Genomic DNA, 21682 nt, shown 5'->3' on the forward strand with positions numbered 1-21682 from the left:
ACGCCGGCCGCCTCGGCCGCCCGCGCGTCGCGCGGCGCCGGTGCCGGTCCGTCCACCGGGACCTTGGTGCCCGGGGCGTCCGGCGCCGGGGTGCTCGCGTCCGGCTGCCGGGTCTCGGCGGTACGCACCTGCGGCGACTTGGCGTCCGGCGCCTTCACGTCCGGCGCGGTGCTGCCGGTCGCCGCCTCCGGCTTGGCCGGCTCGGGCGCGGGGGCCGGCTTCGCGGCCTCGGCCTTCGCCTTCGCCTCGGCGGCGGCCCGGTCGGCCTCGGCCTTGCTGCGGATCGGGGTCTTCGGGTCGAAGCCCGGCACCGAGACGCCGTGCTGCTCGGCCAAGCGCAGGCCGCGCAGACTCGGCTCGCCCGGCCCGCCGTCGGCCACCGCGCCGTCACGCTCGTCGGCGAAACCGGCGAGCTGGACCGCCATCTCCTTGAGCGTGCACAGCCGCGCCCCGCGGGTCGGCATCGGCCGGCCGCCGGCACGCAGCTCCTCGACCACGTCGACAGCGGCCTGCGGCTCCACGTTGTCGAAGAAGTCGTAGTTGACTGTCATCACCGGGCCGTAGTCGCACGCCGCCAGGCACTCGGCGTGCTCCAGGGTGATCTTCCCGTCGGCGGTGGTCTCCTCGTGCCCGACGCCGAGGTGCTCGGCCAGGGTGTCGTAGACCTTCTGCCCGCCGAGCACGTCGCACATGGTGTTTGTGCAGACGCTCACCAGGTAGTCACCGGTCGGCTTGCGCTTGTACATGGTGTAGAAGGTGGCGACGGCGCCGACCTGGGCCTTGTTGAGCCCGAGCACCTCGGCGCAGAACTCGACACCGGCCGGGGAGACGTAGCCCTCCTCGGACTGGACCAGGTGCAGCAGCGGCAGCAGCGCCGAGCGGGACCGGTCCGCCGGGTACCGGGCGATGATCTCCCGGGCCCGGGCGCGAGTCGTTTCGGTAAAGCTCATCGGTCACAACCACCCATCACGGGGTCCAGCGAGGCGCCGCCGGCGATCACGTCGGCGATCAGGCCGCCCTCGGCCATCGCCGGGAGGGCCTGGAGGTTGACGAAGCTCGGCTCCCGGTAGTGCACCCGGTAGGGCCGGGTGCCGCCGTCGGACACCGCGTGCACGCCCAGCTCGCCGCGGGGCGACTCGATGCCGACGTACACCTGGCCCGGCGGAACCCGGAAGCCCTCGGTGACGAGCTTGAAGTGGTGGATCAGCGACTCCATCGACTGACCCATGATCTTGGCGACGTGCTCCAGCGAGTTGCCCATGCCGTCCACGCCGATGGCCAGCTGCGCCGGCCAGGCGATCTTCTTGTCGGACACCATCACCGGGCCGGGCTTCAGGCGGTCCAGCGCCTGCTCGATCAGCTTCAGCGACTCGCGGATCTCCGCCACCCGGACCAGGTAGCGGCCCCACACGTCACCGTCGGTGTGCGTCGGCACGTCGAACTCGTACGTCTCGTAACCGCAGTACGGCATCGTCTTGCGCAGGTCCCAGGCGAGACCCGCGGACCGCAGCACCGGGCCGGTGACGCCGAGCGCCATGCAGGCGGTCACGTCGAGCACCGCGACGTGCTGCGTACGCTCCAGCCAGATCGGCTGGCCGGACAGCAGGTTCTCGTACTCCTTGAGCCGCTTCGGCATCAGCTGGAGGAAGTCGCGGATCTTGCGGATCGCGTCGTCCGGCACGTCCTGCGCCACACCGCCCGGCCGCACGTACGCGTGGTTCATCCGCAGGCCGGTGATGGTCTCGAAGATGTCGAGGACGTACTCCCGCTCGCGGAAGCCGTACAGCATCATGTTGATCGCGCCCAGCTCCATGGCGGTGGTCGCCAGCCAGACCAGGTGCGACGAGACCCGGTTGAGCTCCATCATCAGCACGCGGATGGTGGTGGCCCGCTCGGTGATGTCGTCGGTGATGCCGAGCAGCTTCTCCACCGCGAGCGCGTACGCCGTCTCGTTGAACAGCGGCGAGAGGTAGTCCATCCGGGTCACGAACGTCGAACCCTGGACCCAGTTGCGGTACTCCAGGTTCTTCTCGATGCCGGTGTGCAGGTAGCCGACGACCGAGCGGGCCTCGCGGACCGTCTCACCCTCCAGCTCCAGGACCAGCCGCAGCACGCCGTGGGTGGACGGGTGCTGCGGACCCATGTTGACGACGATCCGCTCGTCGTTGATCGGGTCCGTGCCGGAGACGACCTCGTCCCAGTCCCCGCCGGTGACGGTGAAGACCTTGCCCTCGGTCGTCTCGCGCTCGGTCGCGTAGTTCGACGTGGTCATTGGTACGACCTCCTACGGTCCGGCGGGGGGATCTCCGCACCCTTGTACTCGACGGGGACGCCGCCCAGCGGGTAGTCCTTGCGCTGCGGGTGCCCCTCCCAGTCGTCCGGCATGAGGATCCGGGTCAGGGCGGGGTGGCCGTCGAAGACGACGCCGAACATGTCGTACGTCTCCCGCTCCTGCCAGTCGGCGGTCGGGTAGACGGCGGTGACGCTCGGGACGTGCGGGTCCTCGACGGAGACCGCCACCTCCAGCCGGACGATGCGGCGGTAGGTCATCGAGGTCAGGTGGTAGACCACGTGCAGGCGGCGCTCCTGCGCGCCCAGGTAGTCCACACCGGACACCGAGGAGCACAGCTCGAAGCGCAGCGCGAGGTCGTCGCGCATCACCTGGCAGACCTCGGCGATCCGCTCCGGGCGGACGTGCAGAGTCAGCTCGCCCCGGTCGACCACGACCTTCTCGATCGCGTCGCCGAAGTCCGGGTACGCCTCCTCCAGCGCGTCCCGCACCTCGTCGAAGTAGCTCCCGTACGGCCGGGCCGCCTCCTCGATGGGCTTGCGCGGGCGGACCAGGCCGCCGTAGCCGGAGACGTCACCGGTGCCCTGGTTGCCGAACATGCCCCGGCCGGCCGGGCCGGCCGGCGGGTACTCCGCCGGGGCGGTGGAGCTGGCACCGGCCGGGGTGGTGGGTACCGGCACCCCGCCGTCGTTGTTCTTGTCGTTGCTCATTTCGGGCCCCTATGCGACGCCTGAAGGTGGTTCTGCGCCTTCATCCAGTTCTCGATCCGCAGCTGCTCCTCACGCCCCTCGCGGACCGCCTTCGTCCACTCGGCACGCCGGGCCTTGTCGCTGCGGTACGACGAGGGCATCGAGCCGTACGGCACCACCGGCACGTCGCCGCGCGCCTGGCGGGCCTCCAGCATCTTGCGGCCGTTCGGGCCCAGCGGCTCGTGCATGATCTTCTCGCGCAGCTTGAGCACCGCGTCGATGAGCATCTCCGGCCGGGGCGGGCAGCCGGGGAGGTACATGTCGACCGGGACGACGTGGTCGACGCCCTGCACGATGGCGTAGTTGTTGAACATGCCGCCGCTGCTGGCGCAGACGCCCATCGAGATGACCCAGCGGGGCTCGGCCATCTGGTCGTAGATCTGGCGCAGGACCGGGGCCATCTTCTGGCTCACCCGGCCGGCCACGATCATCAGGTCCGCCTGGCGGGGCGAGGCGCGGAAGACCTCCATGCCCCAGCGGCCCATGTCGTAGTGCGGGCCGCCCGCCGCCATCATCTCGATGGCGCAGCAGGCCAGACCGAACGTGGCGCCCCAGACCGAGGTCTTCCGCGTCCAGTTGACCAGCTTCTCGACGCTGGTGAGCAGGACGCCGGAGGGGAGCTTCTCCTCGATGCCCATCTGCTACCTCCTCAGTCCCAGTCCAGGCCGCCGCGACGCCAGACATAGGCGTACGCGACGAAGACCGCGACGATGAACAGGACCATCTCCACGAAGCCGAAGATCGGCAGGGCGTCGAAGGAGACCGCCCAGGGGTAGAGGAAGATGATCTCGATGTCGAAGACGATGAAGAGCATCGCCGTCAGGTAGAACTTGATCGGGAACCGGCCGCCGCCGACCGGCTGCGGGCTCGGCTCGATGCCACACTCGTACGCCTCGAGCTTGGCCTTGTTCAGACGCCGCGGGCCGGCGAGTCGGGCAGCGGCCACGGAGAACAGCGCGAACGCCGCAGCGAGGGCGAACAGCCCGATGATGGGTGCGTAAGGAGAGAGCGTCATCGTTGTCCCCTGCTCGTCCTTCCCTGACCTCGGTGGTTGGCCAAAATCACACTATTCACGTCCCTCACGACCTCGGTCGGCGGGGTCGATCTCTGTCCGGCCCGTGGGCGTTCCGCCTCGGGCCGGTCGTCTCCTACACGGCCGGGGCCACCTTCGTCATCGCGTTGATGACCCGGTCCATCGCGTCCCCGCCGCGCGGGTCGGTCAGGTTGGCCAGCAGCTTGAGCACGAAGCGCATGAGCATCGGGTGCGGCATGCCGTGCTTGGTCGCCATCCGCATGATCTCGGGGCGGCCGATGAGCTTCACGAAGACGCCGCCGAGCCGGTAGTAGCCGCCGAAGCGGGCCTTCAGCTCCTGCGGGTACGCCATCAGCGCCCGCTCCCGCTCCGCGCCGGCCGGGCGGGCCAGCGCCTGCACCACGACCTCCGCGGCCATCTCGCCCGACTCCATCGCGTACGCGATGCCCTCGCCGTTGAACGGGTTGACCATGCCGCCGGAGTCACCGACCAGCAGCACACCGCGGGTGTAGTGCGGGACGCGGTTGAAGCCCATCGGCAGCGCGGCGCCGAGGATCGGACCCTCCGCGTTGGACTCGTCGGTCATCCCCCAGTCCTCGGGGGTGTTCGCGAGCCAGTCGGTGAGCAGCTTGCGGTAGTTCGTCTTGCCGAACGCCGAGGAGGAGTTCAGCACGCCCAGGCCGACGTTCACCCGGCCGTCGCCGAGGCCGAAGATCCAGCCGTAGCCGGGCAGCAGCGCGTCGCTGCCCTTGGCCCGCAGCTCCAGCCAGGACTCCAGGTAGTCGTCGTCGTGCTTGGCGGGCGAGCGGTAGTAGCGGCGGACGGCCACGCCGATCGGGCGGTCCTCCCGCTTGGCGAGCCCGAGCGCGAGCGGGAAGCGGCCGGAGACGCCGTCGGCGGCGACCACGAGCGGCGCGTGGAACGTGGCGGGTTCCTTGTCCGGGCCGACCTCGGCCTGCACGCCGATCACCCGGTCGTCGGCGCCGAGCACCGGCCCGAGGACGTTGACGCTGGTCTGCAGCTTCGCCCCGGCGGCGACCGCACGCTGGGCGAGCAGGTCGTCGAAGTCGAGCCGGGTGCGCACCAGGCCGTAGTTGGGGAAGCTGGCCAGGTCGGGCCAGTCCAGTTCCAGGCGTATGCCGCCGCCGATCACCCGGAGGCCCTTGTTGTGCAGCCAGCCCGCCTCGGGCGAGGTGTCCACGCCCATCCGGATCAGCTGCCGCACGGCGCGGGGCGTGAGCCCGTCGCCGCAGACCTTCTCCCGGGGAAACTCCGTCTTCTCCAGCAGCAGCACGCGTACGCCGTGCCGCGCCAGGTGGTACGCCGTGGCCGATCCTCCGGGACCGGCGCCCACGACGATGACGTCGGCGTCGTTCTCCACCGCGGTCATCCGCGCCTCCTCCCGCATGCTCGTGAAATGCTTCACAAGCCGATCCGGTTGGAGTCTATGACCGGCGTTACACCAGTACGCGCTGAGGGGGGCCTAACTTCGCGGAAACGCGCCGGTAAGAGCGTCGAGACCGGTCAGGGGCGCGCCTGCGCGGCCGGTCCGAGCCCGGCGTCGAGGCGGATGGCCTCGGGCAGATGGTCGCGCAACGCGCCACCGGCGGCCCGGTCCAGCGCGGCGAGCACCTCGGCGACGACCTGCCGGACATCTGCGGGATCCGCGCCGGCCAGCTCGCGGAGCTGCGCGATCAGCTCGGCGGCGTCCTCGTCGGTGGCGGCCTGGTCTGGTCCCGTCATGGGGGCGAGCCTACGGGACAAAGTAGACCAAAATCGGATATTCACGAAATGACCAGCGTCGGCTGGTCGGACGGTCAGTTTCGGACGGCCCGGTGCAGCGCCACGACGCCGCCGGTCAGGTTGCGCCACGCCACCCGGCCCCAGCCGGCCGCGCCGATCCGCGCGGCCAGCGCCGCCTGGTCCGGCCAGGCCCGGATCGACTCCGCGAGATAGACGTAGGCGTCCGGGTTGCTCGACACCGCGCGGGCCACCGCCGGCAACGACCGCATCAGGTACGACAGGTAGACCGTGCGGAACGCCGGGTTCACCGGAGTGCTGAACTCGCAGACCACGAGCCGCCCGCCCGGCCGGGTCACCCGGGCCAGCTCGGCCAGTGCCGCGTCGGTGTCGTTGACGTTGCGCAGCGCGAAGGAGATGGTCACCGCGTCGAAGCTCGCGTCGGCGAACGGCAACCGCAGCGCGTCCCCGGCCAGCAGCGGCACCGACGGACGGGTGCGCTTGCCCGCGTACAGCATGCCCAGCGACAGGTCCGCGCCGACCGCGTACGCCCCGGAGTGGGCCAGTTCCTCGGTCGACACACCGGTGCCGGCGCCCACGTCCAGCACCCGCTCACCCGGCCGCAACCCGAGCGCCGCACGGGTGGCCCGCCGCCACGACCGGTCCTGCCCGAACGACAGGACGGTGTTCGTCAGGTCGTAGCGGGCCGCGACACCGTCGAACATCGCGGCGACCTCGTGCGGCTGCTTGTCCAGGCTGGCGCGCTGGCCCTGCGGGGTACGGCTCACCCCTCCACTCTGCCAGCCGCACCGCCCCCGCCTCCCCCCGGGTCAGTCGCCGGTGCGCTCCTTCATCGATCCCGGCAGACGGCAGGGGCGGGATGGTCACCCATCCCGCCCCTGCCGCGGTGCGTTATATGAACGGCCCTCATGGGCCGATGGAGGACGACGGTCCGACGGACGCCGCCAGCGTAATGGCGTCGTCGGCTCACCGGGCCGTGCTCGACCGGGTCGCCGCCGACCTGTTACCTGCCTGCTAGCGGCCCGGATCGGTGGTGTCGCGCGGGCAGGCTAGCCGCCGGTGATCACACAGGTGAAGACCCCTGGCGCAAGCTTCACCGGAAACGGGCGGAGCTCCGGCCGCACGACGGACACCGACCGGCCGAACGGCGGAACCGGGTCAGTTGACCTCGACCAGCGGCAGCGACTTCCCGGCGCCGCCGCCGGGCAGGGCGATCGACGAGAAGTGCGAGACGACGCGGTCGTCGCTCGGGTCGTCGGCCGGCGTGTGGTGCACCGCGAGCCGGTTGTAGAGCGTGTCCCGCTGGGCCGGGATCCGGTCGGCCGACCGGATCATGCCGATCAGCTCGTGCAGGTTCGACCGGTGCCGGGCACCGGCCGAGGAGATGACGTTCTCCTCCAGCATGATCGAGCCGAGGTCGTCCACGCCCATGTGCAACGCGAGCTGCCCGACGTCCTTGCCGGTGGTCAGCCAGGACGCCTGCAGGTGCGGGACCGTCTCGAAGAACAGGCGGGCCACCGCGACCAGGCGCAGGTATTCCATCGTGGTCGCCTGGGTGCGGCCCTTCAGGTGGTTGTTCTCCGGCTGGTACGTCCACGGGATGAAGGCCCGGAAACCGCCGGTGCGGTCCTGCACGTCGCGGATCATCCGCAGGTGCTCGATGCGCTCGGCGTTGGTCTCGCCGGTGCCCATCATCATGGTGGCCGTCGACTCCAGGCCCTGCCGGTGCGCCAGCTCCATGACCTCCAGCCAGCGCGCGCCGGACTCCTTCAGCGGCGCGATCGCCTTACGCGGCCGGTCCGGCAGCATCTCGGCGCCGGCGCCGGCGATCGAGTCCAGCCCGGCGGCCTTGATCCGGGCGATGGCCTCGTCCAGGCTCACGCCGGAGACCTTCGCCATGTGCAGGATCTCGCTCGGGCCGATCGAGTGGATCGCGAGCTGCGGGTACGCCTTCTTGACCGAGGAGAACAGCTCCTCGTAGTACTCGACGCCGTAGTCCGGGTGGTGCCCGCCCTGGAGCATGACCTGGGTGGCGCCCAGCTCGACCGCCTCGCCGCAACGGCGCAGGATCTCCTCGGTCGGGTGGGTCCAGCCCTCCTTGTGCTTGGGGGCCCGGTAGAACGCGCAGAACTTGCACGCCGTCACGCAGACGTTCGTGTAGTTGATGTTGCGGTCGATGAGGTACGTGACGATGTTGTCCGGGTAGCGGCGCCGCCGTACCGCGTCGGCCGCCTCGCCCAGCGCGTGGAAGGGCGCGTCGGTGTAGAGCAGCAGCGCCTCCTCGGGCGTGATCCGCCCGCCGTCCGCGCCGCGTTGCAGGATGTCGTCGATCTCCCGGTTCGCCGTCACATCCCCGAGCGTACGTCGCGGGCCCGACGGCGGGAAACGCCACTCCTCACCCGGTGACGAGAGACCCACCCGGTCAGGGCATGCCCGGACTGGCCACCCGCAGCCCGATCGCCTTGGCCGCCTCCAGCAGCCGCTTGTCGTACGTGACGAACGCGACGAACTCGGCCGCCGCCTGCCGGGCCAGGACCTCGGCGGTGGCGAGGTGGACGGCGTCGAGGCTGCGCAGCATCGGCTCCGGGTACGCGCCCGCGGTCGCCCGGACCGTGGCGTCGATCTCGACCCGGTAGAGACGTCCCAGCACCGAGGGGACGCCGACCAGCGCCTGTGGTGCGGCACGACGCAAGGCCCGTGGCACCTCCACCTCGACGAGAGCCGACGACACCAGGGCGGTGCCGGCGCGCTCGTTCAGCCAGCCGAGCAGATCCGGCGTCTCCGCCTCCCGCCGCAGCATCTTGATGACCGCCGCCGAGTCGAGGTAGATCACCAGCGCTCCTCGTCGCGCGCCTCGATCAGGGCGGCTGCGGCGTCCACCGTGGGATCCCCGAGCACCGGCGGCATCGGGACCGGGCCGGTCGTGGTCGGGGCCGCGGCCCGGCCCTCGGCCACCAACCGGCCGAGGAGCGCGTCGCCGGCCAGCACCGGGACGAGACGGGCGATCGGCTCACCCCGATCGGTCACCTCGACCGTCTCACCGGCGCGCACCCGCGCCAGCACCCGGCTGGTGTGCTGGTTCAGCTCCCGGACGGCGATCTGCTCCATGAGCCAAGTGTAGGACGCAACGTTCTACGCGTCACGGATGGTGGTCGACCCGAAACGCGACCGCGGGAAGCGGAGCGCTGGCGTCGCCCGCCTACGCTCTCGGCGTGTCAGTCGTATCGCCCCCGCCCACCCCCGTACGCGTGGCCGGCGCCCGCTCCGCCCTCTGGTCCCTCATCATGACCGCCGTGCTCGTCGGCTTCGGCCTCGCCGTGATCACGGTCAGCGCGGTGGTCGGCCACCTCACCGTGGGACTGCCGATCGCGGTGCCGATCTCCGTCGCCCTGGCCGGCTGCCTCGCCTTCGCGGTCGGCCTGCGCCTGCTGCACCGGGGCTGGTGGCTGACCCTCCTGTCGGTGCTGCCGGCCCTGTTCGTGCTGGTGGGCACCGTGCAACTCGCGCCGGAGTCGGTCCTTCGGGAGCGCGGCGTCGCCCAGCAGGTGACCATCACCGGCGTGGAGACCGTCGGCAAGCGGCACGAGTTCGCCCTCCAGGGCGACACCGGCCGGCTCGACGAGCCGCTGGTCTACCGGGGCAGCTCCCCCGGCTACCGGGTCGGCCAGCGGCTGACGGTGCTCGTCGACCCGCGGGGCGAGGTGGAACTGGCCGACGCGCGGGACGTGGACCCGGACGGGAAGCGGGGCATGCTCGTGCTCGGCGCGGCGGGATGGACCCTGTTCGCGCTGGTCGGCGGGTGGCGCGGCCACGTCAGCCGGGCCCGTGGCCGCGCCGCCACGGCACCGCCGGTGGTGATCTGACCGGCGGCGCCGTCAGGCGTCGTAGTCGACAGTGAGTTCGTCGGTGACCGGGCTGGACTGGCAAGTCAGCACGTAACCGGCGGCGACCTCGTCGGGCTCCAGCGCGTAGTTGCGCGCCATCGTCACCTCACCGGACGTCACCTTGGCCCGGCAGGTCGAACACACCCCGCCCTTGCAGGCGTACGGCAACTCGCCGCGCACCCGCAGGGCCGCGTCGAGCACCCGCTCGTCCCGGCCCATCGTGAAACTGGACGAGCGCCCGTCCAGCAGGATCGTCACCTCGGCGCCGGCCCCGGGCCGGTCGGTCTCGCGCCGCACCGGCTCCGGCGGGGCGTCGACGTGGAACAGCTCGGTGTGCACCGCCGCGTCTGGCACGCCACGACCCGCCAGCACCGCCTTGGCGTCCACCACCATGCCGTACGGGCCGCAGAGGAACCACTCCTCGATCTCGTCACCGGGTACGACGGTGTCGAGCAGCCGGGTCAGCCGGTCGGCGTCGATCCGCCCGGACAGCAGCGCCGACTCGCCCATCTCGCGGGACAGCACGTGCACCAGGTGCAGCCGGGTCGGATAGCGGTCCTTCAGGTCGGCCAGCTCCTCGGCGAACATCACCGAGTTCGCCGTGCGGTTGCCGTACACGAGCGTGAACGTGCTGCGCGGCTCGGTGGCCAGCGCGGTCGCGGCCAGCCCGAGGACCGGGGTGATGCCGGAACCGGCGACCACCGCGCCGTACCGGCGCGCCCGGTCCGGGGTGAACGCGGAGGTGAAGTGGCCCAGCGGCGGCAGCACCTCGACGGTGTCGCCGCCGCGCAGCGCGCCGCAGGCGTACGCGGAGAACGCCCCGCCCGGAACCTCACGCACCCCGACCCGCAACCGGCCGTGCCGGGCCAGCTCGTCGGGGGTGGAGCAGATCGAGTACGACCGCCGCACCTCCTCGCCGTCGCCGTCGGCCGGGCGGCGGACGGTGAGGTGCTGCCCGGCGGAGAACGCGAACGTCTCGCGCAGCGCCTCCGGTACCGCGAACGTGATCGACACCGAGTCGTCGGTGAGCCGGTCCACGGCGGCGACGGGCAGCGGGTGGAAGACCGGCCGGCGGCGGACCGGCCGGGTGATGGTGACAGTCACAGCGCCTTCAGGTGGTCGAAGGGTTCGGAACAGGACCGGCAGCGCCACAGCGCCTTGCACGCGGTGGAGCCGAAGCGGCTGATCTGGGTGGTCTCCGGCGACCCGCAGCGCGGACAGCGTACGGCCAGGGTCAGCGGCACCACCGTGTCGTCGCCGCGCGGCGCGGGCGGGGCGATGCCGGCGGCGGCGAGCTTGGCCCGGCCGGTGTCGGAGATCCAGTCGGTGCTCCACGCCGGGTGGTAGACGGTGCGGACCTCGGCGTCCGGATGCCCGGCGGCGGCCAGCGCCCGGCGGATGTCCTCCCGGATCACGTCCATCGCCGGGCAGCCGGTATAGGTGGGGGTGATGGTGACGACGACCCGGCCGGTATCCGGTTCCTCGTCGACAGCGCGCAGGATGCCCAGCTCGTCGATGGTGATGACCCGGATCTCCGGGTCCACCACCGCCGCCGCGGCCGCCCTCGCGCTGCTCACCAGCGGGCTCCGGGGTGGGCGCGGTGCAGCACCTGCATCTCGGCGAGCAGGTAGGAGAGGTGCTCGGTGTGCAGGCCGTCCCGGCCGCCGCCGGGTGCCCAGCCGGTCTCGGGCCGGGTCAGCGTGGCCTCGTCCAGCACCGCGGACACGGTGGCGTCGAAGTCGGCCCGAAGGGTGGACGGGTCGACCGGCGCCGCCGGGTCCGGGGCGAACAGCTCATGGACGTACGGCCACACCTGGTCGACCGCGTCCTGCATCCGCCGGTGCGACTCCTCGGTGCCGTCGCCGAGCCGCTTCACCCACAGCGCGGCGTGGTCCAGGTGGTACGCCGACTCCTTGCGCGCCTTGGCCCCGACCGCCGCGAGCCGCTCGTCAGCGCAGCCGGCCAGCGCCGTGTAGAGCGGCGACTGGTACGCGGCCAGGAAGAACAGCTTCGCCATGGTCACGCCGAAGTCGCCGTTGGGCAGCTCGACCAGCAGGCAGTTGCGGAACTCGCGGTCGTCGCGCAGGTAGGCCAGGTCGTCCTCGTCGCGGCCCGCGCCCTCCAGCTCGCCCGCGTTCGTGAGCAGCAGCCGCGCCGCGCCGAGCTGGTCGAGGGCGATGTTGGCGAGCGCGATGTCCTCCTCCATCTCGGGCGCGCGGGAGGTCCACTCACCGAGGCGCTGCGCGGCGATGAGCGCGTCGTCGCCGACGGCGAGCGTGAAGTCGAACAGGCTCATAGGTGCGCAGCCCCTTCGGGGACCTCGTAGAAGGTGGGGTGCCGGTAGACCTTGTCGGCGGCCGGGTCGAAGAACGCGTCCTTCTCGTCCGGGCTGGACGCGGTGATCGCGCTCGCCGGCACCACCCAGATGGAGACGCCCTCCTGGCGGCGGGTGTAGAGGTCCCGGGCGTTGCGCAGGGCCAGCTCGGCGTCGGGGGCGTGCAGGCTGCCGACGTGGCTGTGCGACAGGCCACGGCGGGCCCGCACGAAGACCTCCCACAGGGGAGAGGACGCGCTGTTCATGCCGTGCTGGCTGGGCATGCCCTCACGGCCCTCGCTTCGCTCGGTGCGTTCGCTCATGCTGAGCCGACCGGGCATGCCCTCACGGCCCTCGCTTCGCTCGGTGCGTTCGCTCATGCTGCCACCGGCTCCTCTCGCTTCGCCCGCTTCGCGGCGTACGCCGCGGCGGCCTCCCGTACCCATGCGCCGTCGGCGTGCGCCTTGCGCCGGTGCGCCATGCGCTCCCTGTTGCACGGCCCGTCGCCCTTGATCACCCGCATCAGCTCGGCGTAGTCGGGCTGGGTGTAGTCGTACGCCTGCCGCTCGTCGTTCCAGCGCAGGTCCGGGTCGGGGAGGGTGAGGCCGAGCACCTCGGCCTGGCCTACGCACATGTCGACGAAGCGCTGGCGCAGCTCGTCGTTGGAGAAGCGCTTGATCTTCCAGGCCATGGACTGGGCGCTGTGCGTCGAGTCGCCGTCCGGCGGGCCGAACATGGCAAGTGACGGGTACCACCAGCGGTCCACCGCGTCCTGCGCCATCGCCTTCTGCGCCGGGGTGCCGTGCGCCAGCGTGTGCAGGATCTCGTAGCCCTGCCGCTGGTGGAACGACTCCTCCTTGCAGACCCGGATCATCGCCCGTGCGTACGGGCCGTAGGAGCAGCGGCACAGGGGCACCTGGTTGACGATCGCCGCGCCGTCCACGAGCCAGCCGATGGCGCCCACGTCGGCCCAGGTCAGCGTCGGGTAGTTGAAGATCGAGCTGTACTTCTGCCGGCCGTCGAGCAGCAGGTCCACCAGCTCGTCGCGGCTGATGCCGAGCGTCTCGGCGGCCGCGTAGAGGTAGAGGCCGTGACCGGCCTCGTCCTGCACCTTCGCGAGCAGGATCGCCTTGCGCTTGAGCGACGGCGCCCGGCTGATCCAGTTGCCCTCCGGCTGCATGCCGATGATCTCGGAGTGCGCGTGCTGGGCGATCTGCCGGATCAGCGTCCGGCGGTACGCCTCGGGCATCCAGTCGCGGGGCTCGATCTTCTGGTCGGCGCCGATGACGTCGGCGAAGTACGCCTCGACGTCCTCGTCCGGGGCCGCGCCACCGCGCCGGGCGCGTGCCGCCGCCTCGCGCAGCGCCGCCTCCGCCGCCTCCACCTCGCCGAGCAGGCCGCCGCCCGGAGCGTCCTCGGGCGGGGCGAAGTCATTGCCATACATGCAGCCAGTGTTACAGCTCGGCACGAACGACACCAGAGGGTGTAACAGGTTTCCGGGCCGCCTGGCGTCACCGGCCGTGCGCGCGCCGCCATCGGCGCTGGTATCTGTGATGTCGATCACTCGGAATAGAGGAAATCCCCCAAGGGCGGCAAAGTGGCTCAATATCCCGCCCACCCGGCAAAGTCACGGGTGTCGAGGCCTGGCATCACAGCTGTCCGGAAGTAGACTTCCCCCCGGCAAACCGTTCGGCTTCATGATCGTCACCGTTCAGGCCACCGTCCCCCGGCCTGTCGGCGACCGGGCCGGACCCATGCGGAAGCGCCGGTCCCCCCGGCCAGACATCTGGAGTTCACCACTCATGCGACCTCGCGTGACCATGGTGCTCGCCGTCGTGGCGATCCTCATCGGTGGCGTCATGCTGGTGCCGGCCGCGTACGCGAAGCTCGCCGGCGGCGGCGACGCGGGCGGCCTCGGCGGCGGTGCGCAGGTCCCGGCGCCGGCGCCGACCGCGCCTGCGCCCCCGACGCTCGCCGACGCCCCGGTGTCGGTGAACTTCAAGGGCGAGTTCTTCTCCTGGGCCCTGATGGACCGCGAGACCGGCACTGTCACCGGCGCGAAGAACATGAACCAGACCAGCTCCACCGAGTCGATGCTCAAGGCCTGGATCGTCGCCGACTACCTTCGTCAGCTCGGCGACAAGCAGCCGGCCGCCGACCTTGAGAAGGCGGCGATCCTGGCGATCCGGAACAGCGACGACGACGGCGCCAACCGGGTCTACCGGGCGGCCGGCGGCTCCTACCGGCCCCAGCCGGGCGGCAAGCCGGACCCGGTCATCGCGCGGGCGATCCGGATCTGCGGCCTGACCGACACCAAGCCCGGCGACGTGCCCCAGTACAAGGGCTGGTGGAGCTTCACCGAGATGTCCCCGCGTGACGCGGTCCGCCTCGGCGACTGCATCGCCGACGGCCGCGCCGCCGGGCCCAAGTGGACCAAGTGGCTGCTCACCGAGATGACCAAGGTGGCCGGCAGCGTCAACAAGCAGGGCGCACGGTCCGGCGGCGGCCGGTGGGGCATCATCGACGGCCTGCCGGCGACGATCAAGTCGCAGGGCCCGGTGCACATGAAGAACGGCTGGACCCAGCTCGCCTACGACGGCAACTGGCACGTCAGCTGCCTGGCGTTCACCGACAAGTGGAGTCTCTCCGTGATGATGCGGTACCCGGGCCGCGCCGGCCTGCCGTACGGTGCGAAGATGTGCGCCGCCGTGGCCACCCAGCTCGTGACGCCGCAGCCCGGCGCCGCGCTCAAGGTGCCGCAGCAGCCGGTCGGGAAGCTCTGATGGCCGGTGCCCGGCGTCGGCCCGGCAGCTATCGGCGCCCACTCGCCTTCAGCGCCCTGGCTGCGGTCCTCGTCGGCCTGCTCGGCCTCTCCCTGCGTGTGATCCCCGGCTCGCCGCTGGAGGCGACCGCGAACTCGCGTCCCGAACCGACGAACGAGCGGTCCACTCAGCAGTCCGTCGACCGCAACGCGCCACGCGTCGCCCCGTCACCGTCGATCGCCCCGCTGCCGTTCCAGGCGAAGAACCTGGACAGCCTCAAGATCAAGGGCTGGTACGCCTGGTCCGTGCTGGACAAGCGCACCGGGAAGATCATCGGCTCGGCGAACATGGGCGAGACCAGCACGACCGCGTCCCTGATCAAGTCCTGGGTGGTGGCCGACTACCTGCGCCTGAGCGCCGAGGACGGCAAGACGCCGAGCGATGCGAAGCTCGCCGACGCCACGAAGATCATCCGGGACAGCGACAACACCCGCGCCCAGGAGTTCTACGAGAACGTCGGCGGCTCGGACTCGATCGAGCGGCTGATCTCGATCTGCAAGCTGACCGACAGCGAGGTCGCCTCCGACGGCGGCTGGAGCCGCACCGAGCTGTCCCCTCGTGACACCGCCCGGCTCGGTCTCTGCATCGACGACGGCCGCGCGGCCGGGCCGAAGTGGACCAAGTGGCTGCTCAACGAGATGCGGCAGGTCCGCGCTCCCGGCGACTTCGGCATCCGCAAGGCGTTCCCGGCGGCCGAGCAGAAGAAGATCGCCATCAAGAACGGGTGGATCGACCGGGACAAGGAAGAGGAGTACCACGTCAACTGCCTGGCCATCGGCGACACCTGGACGATGGGCGTGATGCTGCGCACCCCGTTCGGCGTCGAGGGCGGCTGGGAGTACGGCATGGACGCCTGCGAACGGATCACCAAGGCGCTGCTGCGCCCCGCGACCTGAGCCACGCGAGTCCCGGCAGTCTGAGCCACATGCGCCCGCCAGCCGGCCTGAGCCCCGGGCGGCGGCGCGGTCAGCCCTGGAAGAACTCCGGGCCGCCGGCCGGCAGCGCCGGCACCTCCCCGTACGCGGCCGCCCGGCGGGCGAACTCGCGCAGCCCGGCCACCTGCCGCTCACCCAGCGAGAAGTCGAGCGCCCGGAAGTACGTGGCGAGCGTCGCCGCGTCGAACGTCTCCCAGCGCGCCGCCGCCTCCGCCACCTGGTCCAGCTCGGCCAGGCACAGGTCACGCGAGCGCAGGAACGCCTCGTGCACCTCCTTGACCAGGCCCGGGTGGGCGGCGGCGAACTCGCGGCGTACCGCCCAGACGGCGAACACCATCGGCAGGCCGGTCCAGTCGTGCCACGCCTGCCCCAGGTCGGTCACCTCGAGGCCCTTGGCCGGCGCCTCGTAGAGGGCGCGCAGCGCCACGTCACCGATCAGCACCCCGGCGTCGGCCTCCAGCAGCATCTGGGTCAGGTCCGGCGGGCAGCGGAAGTACTCCGGGCGCACCCCGTGCCGCTCGGCGAGCAGCAGCTGGGCCAGCAGCACCCCGGTACGCGACGTGGAGCCGAGTGCCACCCGGGCGCCGTCCAGCTCGCCCAGCGGGCGGGTGGACACCACGTTCACCGAGAGCACCGGCCCGTCGCTGCCGACCGCCAGGTCCGGCAGGAGCAGCAGGTCGTCGGCGTGCTTGAGGAACTCCACCAGCGTGATCGGGCCGATGTCCAGGTCACCGGCGACCAGGTCGGCGCTCAACCGGTCCGGCGAGTCCTTGTGCAGGTCGACGTCGATCAGCGCGCCGGACCGCATCAGCCCCCAGTAGATGGGCAGGCAGTTGAGGAACTGGATGTGCCCCACGCGGGGGCGGGCGATGCGGTCGGCCATGACCCGACCGTATCGCCGTGGCTCCGACCTCGCCGCCGGGGGATCCGATCGAGTGGTGAACTCCGCACCCGGCGGGAAGGAAGGGCCCCTTCTTAACACCAGCGGTCACACGGGCCCCGCCGCCACGGCGACGGCAGGCGTGGCCGCTCGGTTGGCGGCGCGCTCGGCGCGTACCGCGCGGCGGACCGGCCAGGCCAGCGCCACCACCACCAGCAGACCGGCCACGCCGCATGCGGCGACGAGCGCGCGCGGACCGGCCACCTCCAGCAGCAGACCCCCGACCAGGTAGCCGCCCATCGCCGCGCCCTGCGCCGCCGCCCCGAAGACGGCGAACGCGCGGCCCCGCGCCGCCTCCGGCACCCGCCGGGCCAGCAGCAGGTTGTTGAAGACGTTGTCGCCGCCGTTGCCCACCCCGCCGAGCAGCCAGATGGGCACGAGCAGCCAGGCCGAGGGCACCGCGGCCGAGACGAGCACCGCCAGGCAGCATCCGCCGAGCAGCACCAGCCCGGCCCCGAGCAGCGCGCCGTCGTCGGCGAGCCGGCGGGCGACCCGGGCGAACAGCCACGCGCCGAGCACGATGCCGAGCGTCCAGGAGCCGGTGACCAGGCCGTACACGGTGGTGCTGCTGCCGAGCGTCTCCCGGATGAAGAAGACCTCGATCACGTTCACCGCGCCGACCGCGCCGATCACCGCGGCCACGCTGCCGACCATCACCGTGAGCAGCGGGTCACGGCGCAGCCGCCAGGCGGGCGCGACCGCCGCGGCGACCGCGGCCGGCGTCCGGCGCCCTCCCCTGCGGGTACGGATGAGCAGCCCGGCCGCCACCAGCGCGAGGTAGCTGAACGCGTCGACGAGCAGCGGCACCCGGGTGCCGAACTGCCCGACGAGCAGCCCGGCCAGCGCCGGACCGGCGAGCGCGCCGAGCGTCCCGGCGGTCTGGTTGAGCGCGCCCGCCCGGGGCAGGTCCTCGGGCCGGACCATCACCGGCACCAGCGCGGCGATCGCCGGCTGGGTGACCGCGAGCCCGGTCGCCAGCAACGCCACCAGCGCGATCACCAGCACCGGATCCCGCGCGTACGCGAGGGCCAGGCAGACCGCGGCCTGCGCGAGACCGGCGGCGACGAGCAGCACCCGGCTGTCCACCCGGTCGGCGAGCCGGCCGGTCAGCGGTGCGAGCACCACGAGCGGCAGCGTCGCGGCGAGCAGCAGCCCGGAGACGGCGAGGCCGCCGGCGCCGGCGGACTGGAGGGCGAGCGTGAGCGTGGCGGCGGCGAGGAAGTCCCCGCAACTGGAGATGCCGCGCGCGGTGGCCGCGAGCCAGACGTCCGGCCAGCGCGACTCGTCAGTTGTGAAGGACATACTTCGAAAGTAATCCTTCACAACTGACGCGCGCAACCCCCTCAGTCGACGGGCATCGCCCGGTACTGCGTCGCCACCGGCCGGGCCCCGGCGGGCGGATCGGTCCGGGTCCGCCGCCGGTACGGCTCCATCAGCGCCTGGACCGCCTGGTTCAGCTCGGTCAGCTCCTCGGCGGTCATGAGCAGCATGCTGTCGCTGAACCAGGTCGCCGCGTACCACTCCGGCGACTCGTCCGGCGCCCGGCGCAACCAGTCCCGGACCCGCTGGGCGTCACGGACCATGTGCGCCTCGACCAGGGCCGCCTCGGCGGCACGCGCCTCCGGATCGGCGTCCGGCCCCACCTCGACATGGAACGACGGATTCACCGCCTGCCAGACCCGCTCCCGGGCGTCACCCCGGCCCGGCGCCTGCCGGACCAGCCCGAACTTCGCCAGCTCGCGCAGGTGGTAGCTGGTGGCGCTCGGCGACAGCCCGGCGATCTCGGCGCACTCGGTGGCCGTCGCACCGCCCTCCAGCGTGCCGAGATGTTCCATGATCGCCATGCGGGCCGGGTGAGCGAGCGCCCGCATCACCTGCGGATCACTGATCGTCACCCGGCTCCGGCCGGGAAGCGCCTCGGTCATGCCTCAATGATCCCGCGTCCGCGGACGCCGGGATCCAGCGGTGAACTCATCGGATCAGGCGACCTTGAGCTGCTCGTCACCGAAATCGGCGATCAGTTTGAGGGTGCCACCGAGCGCGCCGATGTAGCGCGCGAGCACCTCCTGGGTCGCGACGTTGCCCGCCTCGATCTGCGAGACCCGAGCCACCGAGACCCCCATCCTCGACGCCACCTGCTCCTGGGTCATCTCCCGCCGCTTGCGCAGCTCGGCGAGCCGCCACCCGCGAGCATGATCGAGCATCTCCCCGACCTCGGCCTCGAACACGCGCGGTCCGCCGGCCGTGTCGATCGCCCGGTCCAGGTGTGTGGTGTCCCGCCAGCGCTTGACGCCGCTCATCGGTTCTCCTCCTGCCGTTCCTTCAGGTACGTGTCGTACAGCTGCTCCGCCTCCGGTATGGCCTCCCGGTACCAGCGTGCCCACTGCCCGGACTTGTCACCGGCGACCAGCAGCACCGCCGAACGCCAAGGATCGAAGACGAACAGAATCCTGATCTCGGTGCGCCCCGCTGACGGGGGCCGCAGCTCCTTGAGATTGCTGAGACGCGAGGCGGTGATGCTGTCGACGAGGGGCCGACCCTCGGCGGCCCGTTGCGCTCCAGCACCAGGATGGCCTGGTTGACGAGGCGATGGGAGTCGCGGTCGAGGACGTAGAGCTGGTCGAGGAACTCCTCCACCTGCCCGGTCATCAGGATCTCCCACTCCATCCCCCCCCCACCTCCGGACTTAATAATATTCTTAAGGCGGAGGTGGGTCGAGCGAATCGCCTGCCACCACGAAATTCGTTGGCGCGACCTGCCGACGCTCCCGTAAAGTCGATGGCCGCCCGACGGCCGCGGTGAGCATGCACCGCAGCGGACGTCCCCGCGCCGGGAGCAGGCCAACCGCCCCGGACACGCGAGCGAGCCTCAGTTGAGCCATCGGAGTTCACAGTGCCCGCAACCGATCTTGACGCCACACCCGGTCTCGACGCCGAACTGACCGCCGAACGTGCCCACCTCGACGCCTCCCGCGCCGCGCTGAAACGGATGCGGGAACGCGCCGAGGCGCTCTTCGCCACCGGTGACAAGGTGGCCGGTGACTCGTACACCGCCGAGCAGCTCGGCCGGCACATGGCCCGGCGGGTCAAGGAACTTGCCGACGACCCGACCACCCCGCTGTTCTTCGGCCGCCTGGACTTCGGCGGCGACGACCCGGACCACGCCGGGCGGGAGTACCACGTCGGGCGCCGGCACGTCACCGACGAGCTGGGCGAGCCGCTGGTGCTTGACTGGCGGGCCCCGGTCTCCCGGTCGTTCTACCGGGCCAGCGCGCGTGATCCGCAGGGCGTCGCCGTACGCCGCCGGTTCGGGTTCAGCGCCGGGACGCTGACCAGCTTCGAGGACGAGCACCTGGACCGGGGCGAGGAACTCGGCACCGCCAGCCGCATCCTCACCGCCGAGATCGAGCGCCCCCGCGTCGGCCCGATGCGCGACATCGTGGCCACCATCCAGCCGGAGCAGGACGAACTGGTCCGCGCCGACCTGGCCGACTCGATCTGCGTGCAGGGCGCGCCCGGCACCGGGAAGACGGCGGTCGGGCTGCACCGCGCCGCGTACCTGCTCTACCTGCACCGGGAACGGCTGCGCCGCTCGGGCGTGCTGATAGTCGGGCCGAACCGCGCGTTCCTGTCGTACATCGCGGCGGTACTTCCCGCGCTCGGTGAGGTCGAGGTCGAGCAGGCCACAGTGGAGGACCTGGTCGCGCGGGTGCCGGTCCGCGCGGTCGACGACCCGGCCGCCGCCGCGCTCAAGCACGACGTCCGGATGGCCGAGGTGCTGCGCCGGGCCGTCGAGGCCCACATCGGTACGCCGACCGAGCCGATCATGGTGTCGGACGGCTCGTACCGGTGGCGGATCGGGCTGGACCCGCTGCACCGGCTGGTCACCGAGACGCGCCGGGAGGGGCTGCCCTACGCCACCGGCCGGGAGCGGGTGCGGGCGCGGGTGGTGGGGCTGCTGCAACGCCAGGCCGAGGCGCGCCGGGCGGAGTCACCGAGCGACGCCTGGCTGCGCCGGATGAGCCGGATCAAGCCGGTCACCGACCTGCTCGACACGGTCTGGCCGGCGCTCACCCCGGACGGGCTGCTGCACCGGCTGCGTACCGACGCCGACGCGCTCACCGCCGCCGCGGACGGCCTGCTCACGCCCGAGGAGCAGGAGCTGTTCCGGTCCGGCACGGTCGCGCGCACCGCGAAGGCGACCAGGTGGACCGCCGCCGACGCGGTGCTCATCGACGAGGTGGCCGGGCTGCTGGAACGGCCCGCCGGCTTCGGGCACGTGGTGGTAGACGAGGCGCAGGACCTCTCCCCGATGCAGTGCCGCGCCATCGCCCGGCGCAGCGAGCACGGCTCGATCACGCTGCTCGGCGACCTGGCCCAGGGCACCGCGCCCTGGGCGGCGACCGACTGGCGGGACTCCCTAGCCCACCTGGGCAAGCCGGACGCCGCTGTGGTGCCGCTGAGCGTGGGCTTCCGGGTGCCCGCCGCCGTGGTGGCGTTCGCGAACCGGCTGCTGCCGGCGCTCGCCGTCGACGTACCCCCGGCCCGGTCGCTGCGCAACGACGGCGCGCTCGACGTGCGTACCGCCGAGGACCTGACGGCCGCGACGGTGGCCGAGGTGCGGGCGGCGCTCGCGCACGACGGCTCGGTCGGTGTGATCGCGGCCGACGACGCGGTCGACCGGCTCCGCGCGGCGCTCGCCGACGCGGGCGTCGAGACCGCCACGGCCGACGACGTCGAGGCCGCGGCGCGCGTCACAGTGGTCCCGGCGACGCTGGTCAAGGGCCTTGAGTACGACCACGTGGTGGTCGTCGAGCCGGCCGCGATCGTGGCCGCCGAGCCGCGCGGGCTGCACCGCCTGTACGTGGTGCTGACCCGGGCGGTCTCCCGCCTGGCCGTGCTGCACCGCGAGCCGCTGCCCGCGCCGCTGGCCGCCTGACGCGGGCGGCCGGCCG

At 72.0% G+C, this 21682-nt stretch carries 24 protein-coding genes and 1 pseudogene; 4 read left to right on the forward strand and 21 right to left on the reverse strand.

Annotated features, from left to right (window positions below; translation table 11 throughout):
- The 11 genes from nuoE to AC2CHG_RS19830 form a co-directional block, all read right to left on the reverse strand.
- On the reverse strand, window positions 1-950 hold a 950-nt coding region (nuoE, locus tag AC2CHG_RS19780; protein WP_484525314.1), incomplete at its 3' end, for an NADH-quinone oxidoreductase subunit NuoE.
- Entirely contained in the window at window positions 947-2272 is a 1326-nt protein-coding gene (locus AC2CHG_RS19785) for an NADH-quinone oxidoreductase subunit D (RefSeq protein WP_120572080.1), read from the reverse strand. The genes nuoE and AC2CHG_RS19785, both read right to left, overlap by 4 nt.
- Window positions 2269-3000 (reverse strand): NADH-quinone oxidoreductase subunit C, encoded by a 732-nt coding sequence (locus tag AC2CHG_RS19790; RefSeq protein WP_262016137.1) that lies wholly within the window; start codon window positions 2998-3000, stop codon window positions 2269-2271. The genes AC2CHG_RS19785 and AC2CHG_RS19790 overlap by 4 nt, the downstream gene beginning before the upstream one ends.
- Window positions 2997-3677 (reverse strand): NuoB/complex I 20 kDa subunit family protein, encoded by a 681-nt coding sequence (locus tag AC2CHG_RS19795; RefSeq protein WP_013283602.1) that lies wholly within the window; start codon window positions 3675-3677, stop codon window positions 2997-2999. Before AC2CHG_RS19795 ends, AC2CHG_RS19790 begins: the two co-directional genes overlap by 4 nt.
- Window positions 3678-3688: 11 nt before the next feature.
- Window positions 3689-4054, reverse strand: coding sequence for an NADH-quinone oxidoreductase subunit A (locus AC2CHG_RS19800; RefSeq protein ID WP_013283601.1), 366 nt, complete (start codon window positions 4052-4054; stop codon window positions 3689-3691).
- A 133-nt stretch (window positions 4055-4187) separates the two neighbouring features.
- Complete coding sequence (locus AC2CHG_RS19805; protein WP_030273587.1) at window positions 4188-5462, reverse strand: geranylgeranyl reductase family protein; 1275 nt, start codon at window positions 5460-5462, stop codon at window positions 4188-4190.
- Window positions 5463-5596: 134 nt separating this feature from the next.
- A complete protein-coding gene (locus AC2CHG_RS19810; protein ID WP_484525315.1) occupies window positions 5597-5815 on the reverse strand; it encodes a hypothetical protein in 219 nt (72 codons plus the stop codon).
- A gap of 74 nt (window positions 5816-5889) precedes the next feature.
- Window positions 5890-6600: a demethylmenaquinone methyltransferase gene (locus AC2CHG_RS19815; protein WP_091414513.1), complete on the reverse strand. Its 711-nt coding sequence runs from the start codon at window positions 6598-6600 to the stop codon at window positions 5890-5892.
- Window positions 6601-6991: 391 nt separating this feature from the next.
- Complete coding sequence (gene mqnC / locus AC2CHG_RS19820) at window positions 6992-8182, reverse strand: cyclic dehypoxanthinyl futalosine synthase (protein WP_262016139.1); 1191 nt, start codon at window positions 8180-8182, stop codon at window positions 6992-6994.
- 73 nt (window positions 8183-8255) lie between these two features.
- A complete protein-coding gene (locus AC2CHG_RS19825) occupies window positions 8256-8666 on the reverse strand; it encodes a type II toxin-antitoxin system VapC family toxin (RefSeq protein WP_402810390.1) in 411 nt (136 codons plus the stop codon).
- Complete coding sequence (locus tag AC2CHG_RS19830) at window positions 8663-8941, reverse strand: type II toxin-antitoxin system Phd/YefM family antitoxin (protein ID WP_262016141.1); 279 nt, start codon at window positions 8939-8941, stop codon at window positions 8663-8665. The genes AC2CHG_RS19825 and AC2CHG_RS19830 overlap by 4 nt, the downstream gene beginning before the upstream one ends.
- A gap of 104 nt (window positions 8942-9045) precedes the next feature.
- On the opposite strand from AC2CHG_RS19830, the gene AC2CHG_RS19835 reads away from it, so the two are divergent.
- Entirely contained in the window at window positions 9046-9696 is a 651-nt protein-coding gene (locus AC2CHG_RS19835) for a hypothetical protein (RefSeq protein WP_402810392.1), read from the forward strand.
- 12 nt (window positions 9697-9708) lie between these two features.
- Here AC2CHG_RS19835 and paaE read toward each other — a convergent pair whose 3' ends face one another.
- Genes paaE through paaA form a run of 5 tightly spaced genes read right to left on the reverse strand, consistent with a single transcriptional unit; the run spans window position 9709 to window position 13475 of the window.
- Complete coding sequence (gene paaE, locus AC2CHG_RS19840; protein ID WP_484525316.1) at window positions 9709-10821, reverse strand: 1,2-phenylacetyl-CoA epoxidase subunit PaaE; 1113 nt, start codon at window positions 10819-10821, stop codon at window positions 9709-9711.
- On the reverse strand, window positions 10818-11294 hold the full coding sequence (gene paaD / locus AC2CHG_RS19845; protein ID WP_355512856.1) for a 1,2-phenylacetyl-CoA epoxidase subunit PaaD: 477 nt from the start codon (window positions 11292-11294) through the stop codon (window positions 10818-10820). Before paaD ends, paaE begins: the two co-directional genes overlap by 4 nt.
- On the reverse strand, window positions 11291-12013 hold the full coding sequence (gene paaC, locus AC2CHG_RS19850) for a 1,2-phenylacetyl-CoA epoxidase subunit PaaC (protein WP_484525317.1): 723 nt from the start codon (window positions 12011-12013) through the stop codon (window positions 11291-11293). The genes paaD and paaC overlap by 4 nt, the downstream gene beginning before the upstream one ends.
- The gene (paaB, locus tag AC2CHG_RS19855) at window positions 12010-12354 is read right to left on the reverse strand and encodes a 1,2-phenylacetyl-CoA epoxidase subunit PaaB (protein WP_484525319.1); all 345 of its coding nucleotides are present in this window, start codon (window positions 12352-12354) and stop codon (window positions 12010-12012) included. Before paaB ends, paaC begins: the two co-directional genes overlap by 4 nt.
- A 53-nt stretch (window positions 12355-12407) precedes the next feature.
- The gene (paaA, locus tag AC2CHG_RS19860; RefSeq protein ID WP_366618469.1) at window positions 12408-13475 is read right to left on the reverse strand and encodes a 1,2-phenylacetyl-CoA epoxidase subunit PaaA; all 1068 of its coding nucleotides are present in this window, start codon (window positions 13473-13475) and stop codon (window positions 12408-12410) included.
- 358 nt (window positions 13476-13833) lie between these two features.
- On the opposite strand from paaA, the gene AC2CHG_RS19865 reads away from it, so the two are divergent.
- Both AC2CHG_RS19865 and AC2CHG_RS19870 read left to right on the forward strand, forming a co-directional pair.
- Entirely contained in the window at window positions 13834-14814 is a 981-nt protein-coding gene (locus AC2CHG_RS19865) for a hypothetical protein (RefSeq protein WP_402810399.1), read from the forward strand.
- Window positions 14814-15749: a hypothetical protein gene (locus tag AC2CHG_RS19870; RefSeq protein WP_262016147.1), complete on the forward strand. Its 936-nt coding sequence runs from the start codon at window positions 14814-14816 to the stop codon at window positions 15747-15749. Before AC2CHG_RS19865 ends, AC2CHG_RS19870 begins: the two co-directional genes overlap by 1 nt.
- Before the next feature lie 70 nt (window positions 15750-15819).
- Here AC2CHG_RS19870 and AC2CHG_RS19875 read toward each other — a convergent pair whose 3' ends face one another.
- The 5 genes and pseudogenes from AC2CHG_RS19875 to AC2CHG_RS19895 form a co-directional block, all read right to left on the reverse strand.
- Window positions 15820-16671, reverse strand: a complete 852-nt coding sequence (locus AC2CHG_RS19875) for a menaquinone biosynthetic enzyme MqnA/MqnD family protein (RefSeq protein WP_194802049.1) — start codon at window positions 16669-16671, stop codon at window positions 15820-15822.
- 105 nt (window positions 16672-16776) lie between these two features.
- A complete protein-coding gene (locus tag AC2CHG_RS19880) occupies window positions 16777-18030 on the reverse strand; it encodes an MFS transporter (RefSeq protein WP_366618473.1) in 1254 nt (417 codons plus the stop codon).
- A gap of 41 nt (window positions 18031-18071) precedes the next feature.
- On the reverse strand, window positions 18072-18653 hold the full coding sequence (locus tag AC2CHG_RS19885; protein WP_194802051.1) for an ArsR/SmtB family transcription factor: 582 nt from the start codon (window positions 18651-18653) through the stop codon (window positions 18072-18074).
- 54 nt (window positions 18654-18707) lie between these two features.
- Complete coding sequence (locus AC2CHG_RS19890; RefSeq protein WP_366618475.1) at window positions 18708-19028, reverse strand: helix-turn-helix domain-containing protein; 321 nt, start codon at window positions 19026-19028, stop codon at window positions 18708-18710.
- Window positions 19025-19395, reverse strand: a pseudogene (locus AC2CHG_RS19895) (type II toxin-antitoxin system RelE/ParE family toxin). Before AC2CHG_RS19895 ends, AC2CHG_RS19890 begins: the two are co-directional and overlap by 4 nt.
- 225 nt (window positions 19396-19620) lie before the next feature.
- On the opposite strand from AC2CHG_RS19895, the gene AC2CHG_RS19900 reads away from it, so the two are divergent.
- Complete coding sequence (locus AC2CHG_RS19900; RefSeq protein WP_484525318.1) at window positions 19621-21666, forward strand: HelD family protein; 2046 nt, start codon at window positions 19621-19623, stop codon at window positions 21664-21666.
- Window positions 21667-21682 lie beyond the last annotated feature (16 nt).

It is taken from the genome of Micromonospora sp. ATLC20, assembly GCF_057196585.1.

Coding starts and splice junctions, on each gene's coding strand:
- AC2CHG_RS19785 (WP_120572080.1), bottom strand. CDS start 2,272: ATGACCACGTCGAACTACGCGACCGAGCGCGAGACGACCGAGGGCAAG.
- AC2CHG_RS19790 (WP_262016137.1), bottom strand. CDS start 3,000: ATGAGCAACGACAAGAACAACGACGGCGGGGTGCCGGTACCCACCACC.
- AC2CHG_RS19795 (WP_013283602.1), bottom strand. CDS start 3,677: ATGGGCATCGAGGAGAAGCTCCCCTCCGGCGTCCTGCTCACCAGCGTC.
- AC2CHG_RS19800 (WP_013283601.1), bottom strand. CDS start 4,054: ATGACGCTCTCTCCTTACGCACCCATCATCGGGCTGTTCGCCCTCGCT.
- AC2CHG_RS19805 (WP_030273587.1), bottom strand. CDS start 5,462: ATGACCGCGGTGGAGAACGACGCCGACGTCATCGTCGTGGGCGCCGGT.
- AC2CHG_RS19810 (WP_484525315.1), bottom strand. CDS start 5,815: ATGACGGGACCAGACCAGGCCGCCACCGACGAGGACGCCGCCGAGCTG.
- AC2CHG_RS19830 (WP_262016141.1), bottom strand. CDS start 8,941: ATGGAGCAGATCGCCGTCCGGGAGCTGAACCAGCACACCAGCCGGGTG.
- paaC (WP_484525317.1), bottom strand. CDS start 12,013: ATGAGCCTGTTCGACTTCACGCTCGCCGTCGGCGACGACGCGCTCATC.
- paaB (WP_484525319.1), bottom strand. CDS start 12,354: ATGAGCGAACGCACCGAGCGAAGCGAGGGCCGTGAGGGCATGCCCAGC.
- paaA (WP_366618469.1), bottom strand. CDS start 13,475: ATGTATGGCAATGACTTCGCCCCGCCCGAGGACGCTCCGGGCGGCGGC.
- AC2CHG_RS19865 (WP_402810399.1), top strand. CDS start 13,834: ATGCGACCTCGCGTGACCATGGTGCTCGCCGTCGTGGCGATCCTCATC.
- AC2CHG_RS19870 (WP_262016147.1), top strand. CDS start 14,814: ATGGCCGGTGCCCGGCGTCGGCCCGGCAGCTATCGGCGCCCACTCGCC.
- AC2CHG_RS19875 (WP_194802049.1), bottom strand. CDS start 16,671: ATGGCCGACCGCATCGCCCGCCCCCGCGTGGGGCACATCCAGTTCCTC.
- AC2CHG_RS19880 (WP_366618473.1), bottom strand. CDS start 18,030: ATGTCCTTCACAACTGACGAGTCGCGCTGGCCGGACGTCTGGCTCGCG.
- AC2CHG_RS19885 (WP_194802051.1), bottom strand. CDS start 18,653: ATGACCGAGGCGCTTCCCGGCCGGAGCCGGGTGACGATCAGTGATCCG.
- AC2CHG_RS19890 (WP_366618475.1), bottom strand. CDS start 19,028: ATGAGCGGCGTCAAGCGCTGGCGGGACACCACACACCTGGACCGGGCG.